General features: G+C 62.9%; 15 protein-coding genes. 11 read left to right on the top strand and 4 right to left on the bottom strand.

Annotated features, from left to right (window positions below):
* The first annotated feature begins 4 nt into the window (after window positions 1-4).
* The 9 genes from I7X09_RS08195 to I7X09_RS08155 all read left to right on the top strand — a co-directional run bounded on the left by I7X09_RS08195 (window position 5) and on the right by I7X09_RS08155 (window position 9,028).
* The gene (locus I7X09_RS08195) at window positions 5-391 is read left to right on the top strand and encodes an MmcQ/YjbR family DNA-binding protein (RefSeq protein ID WP_200316357.1); all 387 of its coding nucleotides are present in this window, start codon (window positions 5-7) and stop codon (window positions 389-391) included.
* Window positions 388-1,605 (top strand): sensor histidine kinase, encoded by a 1,218-nt coding sequence (locus I7X09_RS08190; protein WP_095971215.1) that lies wholly within the window; start codon window positions 388-390, stop codon window positions 1,603-1,605. Before I7X09_RS08195 ends, I7X09_RS08190 begins: the two co-directional genes overlap by 4 nt.
* A gap of 51 nt (window positions 1,606-1,656) precedes the next feature.
* Entirely contained in the window at window positions 1,657-2,448 is a 792-nt protein-coding gene (locus I7X09_RS08185) for a LytR/AlgR family response regulator transcription factor (protein WP_124567519.1), read from the top strand.
* Window positions 2,445-2,816: a hypothetical protein gene (locus tag I7X09_RS08180; RefSeq protein ID WP_095971213.1), complete on the top strand. Its 372-nt coding sequence runs from the start codon at window positions 2,445-2,447 to the stop codon at window positions 2,814-2,816. Before I7X09_RS08185 ends, I7X09_RS08180 begins: the two co-directional genes overlap by 4 nt.
* 10 nt (window positions 2,817-2,826) lie before the next feature.
* Window positions 2,827-4,578 (top strand): sodium/solute symporter, encoded by a 1,752-nt coding sequence (locus I7X09_RS08175; protein WP_124567517.1) that lies wholly within the window; start codon window positions 2,827-2,829, stop codon window positions 4,576-4,578.
* Between the two features lie 172 nt (window positions 4,579-4,750).
* Window positions 4,751-5,113 (top strand): DUF485 domain-containing protein, encoded by a 363-nt coding sequence (locus tag I7X09_RS08170; RefSeq protein ID WP_003939976.1) that lies wholly within the window; start codon window positions 4,751-4,753, stop codon window positions 5,111-5,113.
* Complete coding sequence (locus tag I7X09_RS08165) at window positions 5,110-6,747, top strand: solute symporter family protein (RefSeq protein WP_007727752.1); 1,638 nt, start codon at window positions 5,110-5,112, stop codon at window positions 6,745-6,747. The genes I7X09_RS08170 and I7X09_RS08165 overlap by 4 nt, the downstream gene beginning before the upstream one ends.
* A 73-nt stretch (window positions 6,748-6,820) precedes the next feature.
* Window positions 6,821-7,252, top strand: coding sequence for a type II toxin-antitoxin system Rv0910 family toxin (locus tag I7X09_RS08160; protein ID WP_200316356.1), 432 nt, complete (start codon window positions 6,821-6,823; stop codon window positions 7,250-7,252).
* 120 nt (window positions 7,253-7,372) lie between these two features.
* Window positions 7,373-9,028: a substrate-binding domain-containing protein gene (locus I7X09_RS08155; protein WP_200316355.1), complete on the top strand. Its 1,656-nt coding sequence runs from the start codon at window positions 7,373-7,375 to the stop codon at window positions 9,026-9,028.
* 1 nt (window position 9,029) lies between these two features.
* On the opposite strand, the gene I7X09_RS08150 is transcribed toward I7X09_RS08155, so the two are convergent.
* On the bottom strand, window positions 9,030-9,935 hold the full coding sequence (locus I7X09_RS08150) for an ABC transporter substrate-binding protein (RefSeq protein ID WP_200316354.1): 906 nt from the start codon (window positions 9,933-9,935) through the stop codon (window positions 9,030-9,032).
* Between the two features lie 65 nt (window positions 9,936-10,000).
* Window positions 10,001-10,273, bottom strand: a complete 273-nt coding sequence (locus I7X09_RS08145) for a WhiB family transcriptional regulator (RefSeq protein ID WP_050654722.1) — start codon at window positions 10,271-10,273, stop codon at window positions 10,001-10,003.
* 115 nt (window positions 10,274-10,388) lie between these two features.
* Between I7X09_RS08145 and I7X09_RS08140 the strand changes: the two genes are divergently transcribed.
* Window positions 10,389-12,668 (top strand): ATP-dependent DNA ligase, encoded by a 2,280-nt coding sequence (locus I7X09_RS08140; protein ID WP_200316353.1) that lies wholly within the window; start codon window positions 10,389-10,391, stop codon window positions 12,666-12,668.
* Here the strand turns inward: I7X09_RS08140 and I7X09_RS08135 are convergent.
* Window positions 12,571-14,112 (bottom strand): MFS transporter, encoded by a 1,542-nt coding sequence (locus I7X09_RS08135; RefSeq protein ID WP_200316352.1) that lies wholly within the window; start codon window positions 14,110-14,112, stop codon window positions 12,571-12,573. The two genes, I7X09_RS08140 and I7X09_RS08135, sit on opposite strands and share 98 nt — an antisense overlap.
* 77 nt (window positions 14,113-14,189) lie before the next feature.
* Here I7X09_RS08135 and I7X09_RS08130 point away from each other — a divergent pair, with 77 nt between their 5' ends.
* Window positions 14,190-14,837, top strand: coding sequence for a TetR/AcrR family transcriptional regulator (locus I7X09_RS08130; protein WP_200316351.1), 648 nt, complete (start codon window positions 14,190-14,192; stop codon window positions 14,835-14,837).
* Here the strand turns inward: I7X09_RS08130 and I7X09_RS08125 are convergent.
* Window positions 14,797-15,564 carry a TioE family transcriptional regulator gene (locus tag I7X09_RS08125; RefSeq protein ID WP_234036842.1) on the bottom strand — a complete coding sequence of 256 codons (768 nt, stop codon included), beginning with the start codon at window positions 15,562-15,564 and terminating at the stop codon, window positions 14,797-14,799. The two genes, I7X09_RS08130 and I7X09_RS08125, sit on opposite strands and share 41 nt — an antisense overlap.
* Window positions 15,565-15,588: the final 24 nt, after the last annotated feature.

Raw genomic sequence — 15,588 nt, 5'->3', positions numbered from 1 at the left:
ATCGGTGACGCCGTTGGAACGAATCCGCGCGCTTGCACTGGCACTGCCGGAGGCGACCGAGCGGGTCAGCCACGGTGAACCGTCGTGGTTCGTGCGTAAGGCGCCGCAGTTCGTCTCCATGGCAGATCACCACCACGACGATCGTGTCGCGATCTGGGCCGCAGCACCGCCTGGGGCGCAGGCAGATTGGGTCGGCCGTGATCCGTCGCGGTTCTTCGTGCCGCCGTACGTGGGCGGCCGTGGATGGATCGGCGTGTACCTCGACGTCCCGAGTGCCGACGACACCGAGGACGGGAAATTCTGGAACGACGTCGCCGACATCGTCGAAGAGGCGTACCGCACGGTGGCTCCGAGAACACTGATCCGGAAACTGGACGAGGATCCGCGTTGAGCCCGGCCGTGGTCGCACTTCTCAGCGTGCTGATCCTCGCAGTGGCCGGGGCACTGACAGTGGTGTGGATGCGCACCAGACGTGAGGTGACCACGCCCACCGAACGAGCCGTCCATGCCGCGCTCCACACGGCTTCGCTTGCCGCACGGCCGCTTCGGCGCGGGCTCGACAAGAATTCGGCTGCCGAGGCAGCGCCTCACCTGCGCGAGCTGACCGGCGGCGCCGGTTTCGGCCTGGCCGATGCTTCGGGAAATCTGCTGGCGTGGGACGGTCGTCACGAGGCATTGGCCGATCAATTCCACGACGCCGCCATTCGCGCGATCGAAGGTGAGCGCCGGGTGCTCGTCTCCCAAGCGGACTTGGTACGCGGGTCGAGCGATCACAGCGTGCGCGCGCTGATCGCTCAACCACTGCTGATCGAGGACATCGGCGTCGTCGGGGTGATGGGAATCGTCACCAGCGAGGACCCGTGGCCGGGAATGCTCGGAGCTGTCACCGAGGTCGCCCGGTACGCCTGCAGTCAGATCGAACTCGCCGACCTCGACGCGTCCCGGGCCCTGCTGGATCGAGCGGAAGTGCGGGCTCTGCGCGCTCAGATCAGTCCCCACTTCATCTACAACGCCCTCAACACCGTCGCGTCTTTCGTACGGACCGACCCGGCGCGGGCCAGGGAACTGATTCTCGAGTTCGCGGACTTCACCCGGTACTCGTTTCGATCTGCGGGTGAGTTCACTCTGCTCGCCGACGAGCTACGCAACATCGATCGGTATCTGACTCTCGAACGCGCGCGCTTCGGGGACGCTCTGAACGTCCGACTTCAAGTCGCACCCGAAGTGCTCAACGTGGTCCTTCCCTTCCTGGCGCTCCAGCCTCTGGTCGAGAACGCGGTTCGTCACGGCATTTCGAGTAAGCCGGAGGGCGGCACGGTCAGCATCGTTGCCGCGGACGAGGGACCGGACTGCATCATCAGCGTCGAAGACGACGGTGTGGGGATGGATCCCGAACTGCTGCGGTCCGGTTCGCTCGACGCCATCGAGTCGGGGTCGGGACGGCCCAGTGCTCGGGAAGCCGCTCACGTCGGTTTGGCCAACGTCGACGACAGGCTTCGTGCCGCATTCGGAAACGACTACGGACTCGTGGTGGAGACAGCGCCGGGCGCCGGAACGAAGGTCAGTATGCGTGTTCCCAAGTTCAAGCAGGGGATTCACGTCTGATTCTCGCCTTCGATGATCAGGCCGAAACGGTCGTGGGAACATGGACCTGTTGTGAACGAGACTGACACTGATGCCCAGCTGACCGTCCTGGCCGTCGACGACGAGAAACCAGCCCTCGACGAGCTGGCATTCTTGCTGCGCGCAGAGGGCGCGGTCGCGCACGTTCACACGGCGTCGGATGCGACGACCGCGCTGAGAATCCTGCGCGGTGGAAGCATCGACGCGGTATTTCTCGACATCAACATGCCAGGCCTCGACGGTCTCGAACTGGCCGGCATTCTCTCCAACTTCGCGACTCCACCACCCGTGGTGTTCGTGACGGCGCACGACGATCGAGCGGTTGCGGCTTTCGATCTCGGTGCCGTCGATTATCTGCTCAAACCGCTCCGAGAGGAGCGCCTCGCTCAGGCCGTTCAACGGATCGTGGGGTTGGCCGGGCGAACCAAGAGTGAGAGCAAGCCCGAAACTGCGTCGACCGACGAGGTGATCCCGGTGGAACTGGGCGGCGTCACGACGCTCGTTCAGCGTTCCTCGGTGGAGTGGGTGGAAGCCGACGGGGACTACGCGCGTCTGCACACCGCCGGGAAGTCACACCTGGTGCGCATCCCGATCTCGACGCTCGAATCACGCTGGGCCGACGCGGGGTTCCTGCGCGTGCATCGTTCATATCTGGTGTCTCTGGCCCTGGTCACCGGTATCCGCACGGTTGGAAGCGGGTTGGTGGTCTGTCTGCGCCCGCACGGCGACAAGCCGCCCGTCGAGCTTCCGGTCAGCCGCAGACACACGCGTGAACTCAAGGATCGACTGGTTCGTGCGCCCAAACAGAGTTGGTTGTCGCGGTGACGTCGCAGTCCGACCCCCCGCAGCGTGAGCGCGTTGTGTTGGCGCAACGCAGTGGCGCTCGGATCGTGCGTACCCGGGTGGAGGTGCAGGAACAGACCGAAGTCGGTGACGCCATGATTCGCGGTCTCGTTCGCGCGCAGTTGGGACTGGCGATCCGCCTTGCCGTCGTCGCAGCCGGACTCCTGTGTGCGGTGCCGCTTCTGACCCATCTCTTCCCGACTCTGTCGGAGGTCGCAGTGCTGGGCATCCGCTTGCCGTGGCTCGTGATGGGCGGCGCCGTGTATCCCTTGCTGCTGATCACCGGCTGGGTGTTCGTGCGTCGGGCGGAACGAAACGAGCAGGACTTCACCGACATCGTGGACGACTGAGCGCGGCGCTGTGGGCGGACAACCAATCCCGGTGTTGACGGTGCTCGGCATCGTGGCGGCGGCTGTGGCGACAGTGGCGATCGGTATCTACGGAGTTCGGCTGGCTCGTACCACCTCCGACTTTCTCGTCGCGTCCAGAACCGTCAGCGCGCGGTGGAATGCGACGGCCATCTCCGGCGAGTATCTCTCTGCTGCTTCGTTTCTCGGTGTCGCCGGACTGGTCGCGAAATACGGGGCAGACGCTCTCTGGTATCCCATCGGATTCACCGCCGGATACCTCGCACTGTTGCTTTTCGTCGCGGCGCCGCTTCGACGTTCCGGCGCTTACACCGTCCCCGATTTCGCCGAATTCCGTCTCGGCTCACCGCGATTGCGCAAGCTCGCGATGCTCGTGGTCGCGATGGTGTGCATCCTGTATCTGATTCCGCAGTTCCAAGGCGCGGGGCTGACGCTCAACATCCTGCTCGGTGTTCCCAGCTGGATCGGGGGCGTTGCGGTCGGAGTCATCGTCATCGCCAACGTCGTCGGCGGTGGGATGCGCTCGATCACCTTCGTCCAGGCCTTCCAGTACTGGCTGAAACTGACTGCCGTCGCGATTCCCGCTGTGGCACTGACCTTCTATTTCTTCGGCGATCACCACGACGTCGGCGCGTCGATGCCGCCGACGGTCACCACTGCGACGACCGTCGACATCACAACCGACGTCGTCGTCCAGGTGTCCGAGCCGGTGACGGTCAGCGGCGGCACAGTCGACGGGCAAGCAGTTGAAGGTACCGTCACGCTGGGTCCGGGGGAGCACACCCTCGGTGAAGGCATGTCGATGGTTCTCGACGCGGGAGCGGCGGTCCCCGTCGTCGCCGGAGCGCCTGCGCAGAACTCGGACTGGATCACTCCGGGTTGGGGGTTCGGCGGGCCCCATCCGATGTATCAGGTGTACTCGCTGATGCTCGCCACCTTCCTCGGAACGCTCGGCCTGCCGCACGTCCTCGTCCGGTTCTACACCAACCCCGACGGACGGGCCGCCCGTCTGACATCGCTCGCCGTTGTCGCTCTGGTCAGCGTCTTCTACCTGTTCCCGACACTCCTCGGTGTCTTCGCTCGCCTCTACGTTCCGCAACTTCTGATCACGGGCACCTCCGACGCCGCGGTGCTGCTGTTGCCGGGCTCGGTGTTCTCGGGGTGGGGCGGACAGTTGCTGGCAGCGCTCGTGGCGTCCGGTGCCATTGCGGCCTTCCTGTCGACGTCGTCCGGATTGCTCGTGAGCATCGCGGGTGTCGTCAGTACCGATGTTCTCCGCGGGCGAGTCCGAGACTTCCGCATTGCCGCACTCCTGGCCGGTGTCGTCCCGCTCGTACTGTCGCTGGCGGTGGTGTCGGTCGACCTCTCGCGAACCGTCGGGTTGGTGTTCGCGGTTGCCGCGTCGACGCTCTGTCCACTGCTCGTGTTGGGCATCTGGTGGCGCGGTCTGACTGCTGTCGGTGCTGGGGCGGGGATGGTGGTAGGCGGATTCGTCGCGGGAACCGCTGCGACTGTCGCGGTCCTGGGGGGCTTGTCGGAGAGCGTCCTCGGTGGCTGGCCGGCAGCCATTTTCGCGTTCCCGGCCGCGGTGAGCGTGCCGCTGGCGTTCCTCACGATGATCGTCGTCAGCAAGGCGTCGTCGAAGCAGGTACCGGCAGATATTGCGCGAATCTTCACGCGGATGCACGCCCCGGAACGGCTCGGAATGGGCTCCGATCGCGAAGACGATCTCCGCCAACCCTGACAGTCACCGCCTGAAGTCGCCCGAAGTCTCTGCCGTTGGTCGCGCCTGCCTGACCGTTCGGCGCAGCGCGCGACTGCTCAGCGTGTGACTGGCACCACAGCATCTTCATGTGACTCCGATCTCACTAACGTCTGTGCGTAGTTCACTTCACACGCGAGGCGAGGAGCCGGCAGTGTCCACAGCAGAAATCAGTGAGGGGTCGCCGCAAGAGCGACGCACCCCGGATGCCCAGGCATTCATAGACATGCAAGCGAGTCCCGAATTCCAGGAACTCCGAACGCGTCTGCGCAAGTTCGTTTTCCCCATCACTGCATTCTTCCTGCTCTGGTATGCGGTGTACGTCGTCCTGGCTACCTATGCCCACGACTTCATGGCCACCAAGGTCCTCGGCAACATCAATCTCGGCATCATCCTCGGCCTCGGGCAATTCGTCACGACCTTCGCCATCACCGCGTGGTACGTGAAGTTCGCCGGGCGTGAGCTCGATCCCCGCTCCGCTGCCATCCGTGAAGAACTGGAAGGTCCCGCACAGTGATCACCACACTCGCCGCGTCCGGAACGGACGTAGGAAACCCCGCCTTCAACATCGCGATCTTCCTCGCGTTTGTCGTCGTGACCATGACGCTGGTCATCCGCGCCAGCCGGACCACCAAGAAGGCGTCCGACTTCTACACCGGCGGTGGGCAGTTCACCGGCCCGCAGAACGGGTTCGCCATCGCCGGCGACTACCTCTCGGCGGCATCGTTCCTCGGTATCGCAGGTGCGATCGCCGTGTACGGCTACGACGGTTTCCTGTACTCCATCGGATTCCTTGTCGCCTGGTTGGTTGCGCTGCTTCTGGTGGCCGAATTGCTCAGGAACACAGGCAGATTCACGATGGCCGACGTGCTGAGCTTCAGGCTCAAGCAGCGTCCGGTGCGCATGGCGGCAGCCCTGTCCACGCTCGCCGTTTCCCTCTTCTATCTTCTCGCTCAGATGGCCGGCGCCGGCGGGCTGGTCGCGTTGCTGCTCAATATCGACGGCAAGGTGGGACAGTCGATCGTGGTCGCGATCGTGGGTGTGCTGATGATCGTGTACGTCTTGGTCGGCGGCATGAAGGGCACCACCTACGTGCAGATGGTCAAGGCGGTTCTGCTGGTTGCCGGAGCCGGAATCATGTTCGTGCTCGTTCTGTGGGCAGTACGCGGCAACTTCTCCCAGTTGCTGGCCAATGCGCAGGACATGGTCAACAGTTCCACCACCAAGGGTGTGCAGGGACGCGACATCCTCGGGCCGGGTGCGAAGTACGGACTCTCCGGCATGACCAAGCTCGACTTCATCTCTCTCGGAATCGCTTTGGTGCTCGGCACCGCCGGCCTGCCACACGTGCTGATGCGCTTCTACACGGTACCCACCGCCAAGGAAGCTCGCCGCTCGGTGACCTGGGCGATCGCGCTGATCGGTGCCTTCTACCTGTTCACGCTGGTTCTCGGCTACGGCGCGGCCAGCATGGTCGGACCGGACAAGATCTTGGCAGCACCAGGTAAGGAGAACGCGGCGGCCCCGCTGCTCGCCTTCGAACTCGGTGGCACCATCTTCCTGGGCATCATCTCGGCGGTGGCGTTCGCGACCATCCTCGCCGTCGTGGCCGGCCTCGCGATCACTGCTTCGGCGTCATTCGCTCACGACATCTACGCCAGTGTCATCAAGCGCGGCAACGCAACCGAGGAGCAGCAGGTGCGAGTTTCTCGAATCACCGTCGTGGTCATCGGACTCGTCTCCATCGTTCTCGGCATCATGGCGATGGGACAGAACATCGCCTTCCTGGTGGCTCTCGCCTTCGCCGTGGCGGCCTCGGCGAACCTGCCCACCCTGCTGTACTCGCTGTTCTGGAAGAAGTTCAACACCACCGGAGCGCTCTTCAGCATCTACGGCGGATTGATCAGCTGCTTGACGCTGATCGTGTTCTCCCCGGCTGTGTCGGGTAAGCCGTCGTCGATGTTCCCGAACTCCGACTTCGCCTGGTTCCCGCTCTCGAACCCCGGCATCGTCTCGATCCCGCTGGCATTCGTCCTCGGCATCGTCGGTACGTACATCGGACGCAACAAGATCGAAGATCCGGCAAAGCAGGCGGAGATGGAAGTTCGCTCCCTCACCGGCGTCGGCGTCGAAAAGGCTGTCAGCCACTAGTACGGGCAAAGCCCCGTGCGTCTTTCTGGTACCTCCGGTTACGGAAAAGGCGCACGGGGCTTATTGTTCTGCCATGGCAAAGCTCACAGTGAAAATCGATGTTCCGCTTCCTCCCCAAGAAGTGTGGGACAAGGCGTCCGATCTCAGTGGATACGAAAACTGGCTCGTGGTTCACGACGGATGGCGCAGTGAACTTCCCGAGCAGTTGGGTGTGGGCACCGAGATCAGCTCGGTCGTGACCGTGAAGGGCCTGCGCAACCGCGTTCGGTGGACCATCAAGAAGTACGACGTCCCGAAGGCGATCTCGCTCAAGGGAGACGGCAAGGGCGGGGTCAAGCTCGGTCTCGAACTCGACGTGAAGGCAAAGGGCGACGGGTCGGAACTCGCGCTGACAGCCGAGTTGGGCGGCGCTCCGTTGTTCGGCCCGATCGGTTCGAGCGTGGCACGGGCACTCAAGGGCGATGTGGAGAAGTCACTGGCCCAGTTTGTCCAGATCTACACCTAGTTTGTCGAGATCTACACATTGAGCTACTTCACCGCTAACGTGGGTTAGGATTCTTTTCGGCGGGATAAACCGGGCATCGGTTTGTTATTGGTGCGGGTCCCGCCGGAAAGGATTCGATCAATGTCGTCTCGTCATGGGTACGGCGCACCACCTGCGTCCATGCCTCGATCCGTGCAGGTTCTGATCGGACTCTTGGCGGTAGTTGCAGTCGGTGGAACCGCGGCATTCGCCGTGACATTCAAAAGCGTCAGCGACAAGGGAGAACTCGGTGCGGGCGCCGCTGCAGCTGCTACGGCAACCAATTGTGACAACCCGGAAACCGTGACCGTGGCGGCCGATCCGTCGATCGCCTCGGGACTCGAAGCTGTCGCCGCTGCCATCCCCGCTACGGAACTCGGGTGCATCTCGCTCAGCGTGACGCCGCAAGATCCCGTGCTCACTGTCGCGGCGATCGCTGACGGTACGGCGCCCGCCCTGTGGATACCTGATTCGAGCGAATGGCTGGACAAGGTTTCCGCAAGCGGGCAGGAGGTTCGCCGGATCAGCAACTCGGTCGCGTCCACCCCGGTTGTCGCCGTCTCGGCGCCAGGCACCGAGGCACCCGGCGCATGGACGGACGTCCTCGGCGCTCCAGCACTGCACATCGGCGATCCCCTGACCAGTGCCGTCTCCAGCGCACCGATCGTGGCAGCCTTTGCCGAGACCCAGTCGCGGGGCGGGGACCTCACGTCCATATCGGCAGCCTTGGTCCCGGTGGCGCAAGCGCAGTACGGAAATCTGAAGGAAACCGGTTCGACCGGACGCATCCAAACCGTGGACGCGGACGGCGGGACCGCGGTGACTACCGAGCAGACCTTCGAGGCCTATCTCGCCGCACACGCGGACAGTCGACTCACCGCGTCGGTACCGTCGTCCGGTTCGGTCTTCATGGACTACCCGATGGCAGGTGTGGGTGCAGACTGGTCAGCGGCGGACGGCGCCGGCAAACTGCTGGCGGCAGCGCTGACATCGGACACCGGGCGCTCGGTACTTGCCGGCCTCGGGTTCCGCGGCGCGGATCAAGCCCCACCGGTCGCCGGTGGAGTGGGAAAGGTCGTGTCACTGGTGCCGTCCGATCCGACTGTGGTCACCAAAGCGCTTGCGCGGTACGAGATTCTGTCCAGGCCTTCCCGTGCGTTGGCAGTTGTCGACGTCTCGGGGTCCATGGACTACATGCAGGACGGGGTCACTCGAATGGCCGCGACGGCGCAGGCCGGTGACATCGCGATACGAATGTTTCCTGCCAACGCACAATTGGGTCTCTGGGCATTCTCGGTAGACCTCGGTGAGGGGACGGACTACCGCGAACTCGAACCTGTCGCCCGGATGGATGCAACTGAAGGCGACACGGATCATCGGAACAAACTGCTGTCTCGGATCGACAATCTCTCTTCGATCGTCGGCGGCGGAACAGGTTTGTACGACAGCGTTCTCGCCGCGTATCGGTCCATGCAACAGTCCTACGATCCGGCCTCGATCAATTCGGTGATTCTCCTTACCGACGGTGCGAACGACGACCCGTCGGGTATCTCGCTGCAGGAACTTGTCGACACCCTGACTCGCGAGCAGGACCCGGCGCGGCCGGTACCGATCATCACCATCGGTGTCACCGATGACGCCGATACCGATGTGCTCGAGCAGATTTCGGCTCTCACCGGCGGTAACAGTCACTTCGCTCCGGCACCGGCAGACATCCCGAAGGTCTTCGTCGGCGCGATCAGTGGGCGCGCCGGCTGAGCTACTCGAGAACGGGTGCGTCGGCGCTGTCCGTGATCCATTCGGTAGCGAGCTTCTCGAGGGTGCCGTCGGCGTAGAGCGCATCCACGGCGGCAGAGACGCACGCGGTCAGTGGACTGTTCTTCTCCAGCACCAACCCGAAGAATTCGGTGACCGCGTTGGGGCGCGGAAACTGACCCACGATGACCGACCCGGGCAGTTCGTTCTCGGTGATGTGGAATCCGGTCGGAATGTCGACGACCAGTGCGTCGATCTCGCCCGCGGCCAGCGCAGCTTTCGCGTCGTCCGTGGTCGCGAACTCGCGGGGCGCAGTGGTCGGAACAATCGTGTCGGTGATTGCCGCGAGGCTGGTGGAACCGGTTTGAGCGCCCAAGCGGTAGCCGGCGAGATCCGCAAGATTCTTTGCACCGGCCGCTTTGCTTCCGTCAGAGGCGATCACCGACTGCGCGACGGCGTAATACGGCGAGCTGAAGTCGACGTTCGCGCGGCGATCTTCGGAAATCGTGAATTGATTGACGTCGAAGTCGAAATCCTTGGGGCCAGGTTTCAGCGCGTCGTTGAAGGCGACCGTGGTGAAGCGAACCTGGTCGGTGTTGTATCCGAGCTTGTCGACGACGGCCCGGGCCACCGCACCTTCGAAGCCCTTGCCATTCGACGGACTGTTGTCGACGAACCACGGCGCGTACGCCGGTGAATCGGTGGCGATGGTCAAGAAACCGTCCTCGAGGGTGGTCCCGCTCTGGGGTCCGCACTTGTCCACGGCGGTGGTCGAGGGCAGTTTGGTGAACGCCTCGGGAACTGTGGTGGTGGTGTCTGCTGCCGCAGGGGCCTGCGGCTGCGGCGAACATGAGCCCAACAAGATCGAGGAAGCGAAGATCGCGGTCACGGCAACTGCGCGTCGTGTCATAGGCACAAGGCCATCTTGCCTGTTTGTCCGGTATCGACGTGACGGGGGTCTCGTATGAGCGGAGTTCACGCAGCTGAGCGTCGTAGTGCAAGGCGCTCCGACGGTGTCGTCCCACCCCATACTCCGTGTGGTTCGGCGGTGTCGAGTGCAAAGGTCAGGCAGTCCCGAATGACCGGGCAGCGGAAGCACACCTGCTTCGCCGAACTTTCCCGTGCAGCCCGATTGCGTCCGCGTTCTTCACCCGGCGAATAGAACACCGCCGGGTCCACTGTTTTACAGGTGGCGAACATCCGCCAATTGTTGTCGACCAACGGCTCCACGGAACTGCGAACTGTCATCGTGGTCTCCTCTCCCATCGAGAAACCAGTCTTGCCCGTGGCCTGGTGCAGCGGCAGGTTTCCGATCCGTCAGATTTCTACTGCCAGACACAGCGCTATCCAGCACAATGAGAAAATGGCAACGACGGATCGGGGTCAGATCACACTCGACGGCACAACCGTGTCCGTGACCAATCTGGGCAAGATCCTTTACCCCGAGAGCGGCACTACGAAGGCCGAAGTCATCGACTACTACACCCGTATCGCCGCAGTCATGCTTCCGCATGTAGTCGGTAGGCCGGGCACTCGTAAGCGTTGGCCCAACGGTGTGGACGGTCAGTCCTTCTTCGAGAAGAACCTTGCATCGTCTGCCCCGCAGTGGCTCACGCGTGCGTCGCTGCAACATTCTGATCGTGTCGTCACCTACCCGATCTTCGATTCCGTTGCATCCCTGGCGTGGCTGGGTCAGCAGGCCGCACTCGAATTGCACGTTCCCCAATGGCGATTCGACGGTTCCGAGCGTGGTCCGGCGACGCGACTTGTATTCGACCTCGACCCGGGCGAAGGCGTCGGGTTGACCCAGTGCGCCGAGGTGGCGAGGTCGATTCGCGATCTGGTCGCAACTCTGGGGTGGACTGCCTATCCGGTAACCAGTGGTAGCAAGGGAATTCACCTCTACGTTCCACTGGATCGAGCCTTGGACGGCAGTGGTGCGTCGACTGTCGCCAAGCAGATCGCCACCGGGCTCGAGAAGCTTCACCCGGATCTCGTCACCGCGACGATGGCTCGAAATGTCCGGGCAGGCAAGATTTTCGTGGACTGGAGTCAGAACAACGCAGCCAAGACAACCATTGCGCCGTATTCGATGCGCGGTCGCGATCAACCCTATGTTGCCGCGCCGCGCAGTTGGGATGAACTCGACGATCCGAAACTACGGCATCTGTTGTTCGACGAGGTTCTGGAGCGTGTCGAATCCGACGGCGATCTGCTGAGCGATCTGGATCCGCCGGTCTCGGCGGCTGTAGCCGACACGTTGACGCACTATCGCAACAAGCGGTCGGCCGACCGGACACCGGAGCCGATCCCTGCTGCGGTGACCAAGGAGAGCGCGGGCAATACCTTTGTGATCCAGGAACATCACGCCAGACGATTGCATTACGACGTTCGTCTCGAGCGGGACGGTGTGCTCGTGTCCTGGGCTGTTCCGAAGGGCGTGCCGACCAGTGCCGGAGAGAATCGGTTGGCCGTGCACACCGAGGATCACCCGCTCGAATACGCCACGTTCTCGGGCACGATTCCGAAGGGGGAGTACGGCGGCGGTTCGATGACGATCTGGGATTCCGGGACGTACGAGACCGAGAAGTGGCGTGAAGACGAAGTGATTGTGCGCCTCAGCGGCGAACGGGTGCAGGGACGATTCGCGCTGATCCGGACAAAGGGCGACCAGTGGCTGATGCATCTGATGAAGGATCAGAACGCGAGTTTCGGAACTGAGTTTCCCAAGAATCTCGAGCCGATGCTTGCCACCGCTGGAACGCTCGAAGGTCTCGACCCGCAGGAGTGGGCCTTCGAAGGCAAGTGGGACGGGATTCGAGTGATCCTCGAATATCATTCGGGCACAATGTCGCTTCGCAGTCGCGCGGGTAACGACAAGACCGGGGACTATCCAGCCCTTGCCGGGTTGGCCGAGGTGCTGGACGGTCATGACGTAATTCTCGACGGTGAAGTGGTGGCGTACAACGACGCGGGAGTTACAGATTTCGGCCTCCTCCAGCGAGGTGGGGAACCGATATTCCTGGCCTTCGATCTTCTGTACCTCGACGGAGTGTCTTTGCTGCGGAAATCCTATTCGGATCGCCGCACCGTGTTGAATGCGTTGGCGGGCAAGGTCGGTGAGCTCGAGGTGCCCCCACAGATCGAGGGTACGGCGGAGAACGCGTTGGAGGTGAGTACCGATGCCGGGTGGGAAGGGATCGTCGCCAAACGTCGTGCATCGGTCTACCTTCCGGGACGGCGTGGGTCGAGTTGGATCAAGGTGAAGAACTGGCGCACTCAAGAGGTGGTGATCGGTGGGTGGCGCACCGGACAGGGCAATCGAGCGCAGGGGATCGGGGCGCTGCTCATGGGAATTCCGGGTGAGGACGGATTGACCTACGTGGGCCGCGTCGGTACCGGATTCAGTGATCGTGATTTGGAGTCACTGCTTGCGGTGCTGGAACCGTTGCGTCAGAAGGAAAGTCCGTTCGAGGAGGAACTTCCAGCAGATGACCGAAAGGGGGCGGTCTGGGTGAGGCCTGAACTCGTCGGTGAGGTGCGGTTCATGGATTGGACGGCAACCGGACGCCTTCGCCATCCGAGTTGGCGGGGTCTGCGGGAGGACAAGAAGCCGGGCGACGTGGTGCGGGAAACAACGTAATGATGGTCAACGCACCGAGGAACGCGACTGCGGCACAGATCTGGATTCCGATGCACATCGCCGAGTTGTAAGCCTGATTCGCTGCATCGGCCACAGCGCCCACCGTGGGAGCGTCGGCGTGGATCTGCGCCAGATCGACTGTGGAAGTGCCGACTCCTGGTTCGAAGCGGGACCGGAAAACCGTTGCTACGACCGTCCCGACGACGGCGACACCCAGAACTCCACCCAATTCCCGTACGACACTGTTGATCGAACTTGCCATCGGAGCCTGTTGAGGCGCAACCGACGACATGGACGCAGTTGTGGCTGGAGCCATGACCAGCCCCATCCCGGCGCCGACCAGTGCCATGATCGCAGCGAGGATCCCGGACGGTGCGTACCTACCTGCGGCGATCGACAAGACCAACAGTCCCACGGACATAAGCGTGAGGCCGCCCGCGATCGAACTGCGCACCCCGAGTCGGCCGACCACACGATCGCTGCTCGACGCTACAACTGCCATCACCAGTGCAAACGGAACTGCACCGGCGCCGGCAATCAATGGACCGTACCCGCGAACGAATTGAAGGTATTGCGTGTACGTGAAGAGAACTCCGAACAAGGCGAAGAACGTGGCGGCCAAGATGGCATTGGACATGCTGAACACTCGGCTGGTGAAGATGCGCACATCTGTCATCGGCGCCGGGGCCCGCAGCTCCCACCAGACGAATCCGGCGAGAAGTGCTGTTGCGCTGACGATCTCCAGCAGCGTGATGGGCGAAGACCATCCGCGCAGGCTTGCTTGAGTGAGGGCATCCACGATCAAAGCCAGTCCGCCGGCAGACAACAGGAGTCCGGGGATGTCGAAGGAACCCTTTCCCATTCCTTCAACTGAGGGCACAAGAGAAACCGTCGCGGCTATCACAACGGCGACCAATGGGACGTTGATCCAGAAGACGCTTCCCCAACTGAAATGTTCGAGTAGTACGCCACCGGCTACAGGGCCGATCGCGATTCCGAGTCCGGCGGTTGCAGACCAGATGCCTATCGCCCGGCCTCTCTCGTGCGGAACGAACATCGAGACGACAAGTGACAGCGTGGCCGGCATGACCAGTGCGGCGGCTGCCCCCATCACTGTTCGCCAGCCGATCAGCTGCAACGACGTGTGCGAGAGGGCTGCGAAGGCTGACCCGAGGGTGAACAAGGTGAGGCCGGTCAGAAGTATCCGACGGTGACCGAATCTCGCGCCGAGTCCACCTGCCGTGATGAGCAAGGCGGCGAACGCCAATGTGTATGCGTTGTTGATCCATTGCAGGTCGACGGTGGTCGCCGGCAGTTCGCGGGCAAGGGTCGGGATGGCGGTGTTGAGGATGGTGTTGTCGATCGTGACTACGACGAGGGAAGTGCAGAGGGCGCCCAGAGCCGCCCATCGTCGCCGGTCAGTGAGGTGGAGAGAATTCATCATGTCCTTACGAATGTAACCTTACGGATGTTTAGTGATGAGAACGTACCCCGTCGCCTTACATGTGTAAAGTTTGTCGCGTGAGTGATGTTTCCGAGGATGCCGATGAAACTGGGACGAATGGATCTCGGAGTACTCGCGCCCGAAATCCAAGAGGAAGCGGCACACGGCTCCGTGGAGAGATCGTCGCCGCAGCGGCGACGCTCATCGCCCGCACCGGATCGGATCAAGCGGTGACGCTTCGGTCGGTCGCTCGCGAGGTCGGGATATCCGCACCATCTATCTACGGACACTTTTCCGATCGCGACGCCATTGTCGAAGCGGTGGTCTCCGAATCGCTGGAGCAGTTGCATCTCGCCGTGGCCGACGCCGTTGCCGCGCACGCCGACCCTGTCGAGGGTTTGTATGCTGGTTGCTCGGCATACGTCGAGTTCGGCATCTCCGAGCCTGCTCGGTATCGGGTCTTGTTCGGGTGGTCTCGGCCGAAAGGTCAGTCTCCACAATCGGATACGCGAGGGTTGGCCGCATTCAACACGCTGGTGACCAATCTCGAAGCGTGTGTCGATGCTGGGAAGTCGACCAGCACAGATACTTTCGTCGATGCGGTGTCGATCTGGACCTCGCTCCACGGACAGGTGATGTTGCGCGCGGATCTCCCGGAGTTTCCGTGGCCGTCGACGGACACCGTCAGTGAGATGGTGAGGAGCCTTGCGCGGCTTGTGAACTGACTTCTTGATCGTTCGGTGATCGACGACGCAGCCAGGTCTGATCCAGCATCGTGAGATAGGCATCGAGTTGGGCCGCGCCGGCGAGAAGGTTGCGGCTGCGTGTGGTCAGCCGGTCTTGCCAGGAGTCGAGGAACGCTGCCAACGCGTCCGCTCCGCCTGCCTCGCGCAGCGAGTCGAGAAACTGGGCGACTTGCGACAGTCGGTAGCCGCCGCGCCGCAGTTGCCGTGCGATCTCGGCGTCGCGCACACACTCGGGACCGTATTCGCGATAACCCGTTGCCTGTTCGCGTTCGGGACGCAGGATGCCGTGCTCTTCCCATGTGCGCAGTGTCGCCGGATGAACGCCGAGACGGCGCGCGAGCTCACCCACCGTCAGCGCTGGACCGTGTACATGTGCCGGTGCTGTGGTGGACAGAGTCCCCAGCGCAGTGGCTACCTCGGTGCGAGTTCCTCGCTCGGCGAGCAGGGTTACGTGCGCACTGTCGATCAGGCGGTAGGCGGACTCGGTGTCGCCCTGGTTGGTCGCACGCATGATTTCCGTGGCCCGCCGGTGCCCGTGGCCGCCGCGCAATGCGAGGAAAGTACGCAGGGCTTGTGCGTGAACTGGGTTGTATCGCCGGTAGCCGTGGTTGCTGCGCTCGGATAGAGGAAGGACGCCGGCATCGTCGTAGTTGCGGATCGCCTGTGCGGACAACCCGTGTTCACGCGCAAGGTCGATGGGCCGCACTGATCACCTCCGATTGAGGCTTTT

The sequence above is a fragment of the Rhodococcus sp. P-2 genome (assembly GCF_016598535.1).
GTDB classification, from domain to species: Bacteria; Actinomycetota; Actinomycetes; order Mycobacteriales; family Mycobacteriaceae; genus Rhodococcus_F; species Rhodococcus_F baikonurensis.
Note: the sequence above shows the minus strand (reverse complement) of the source record. Positions and strands in the feature narration are given on the sequence as shown.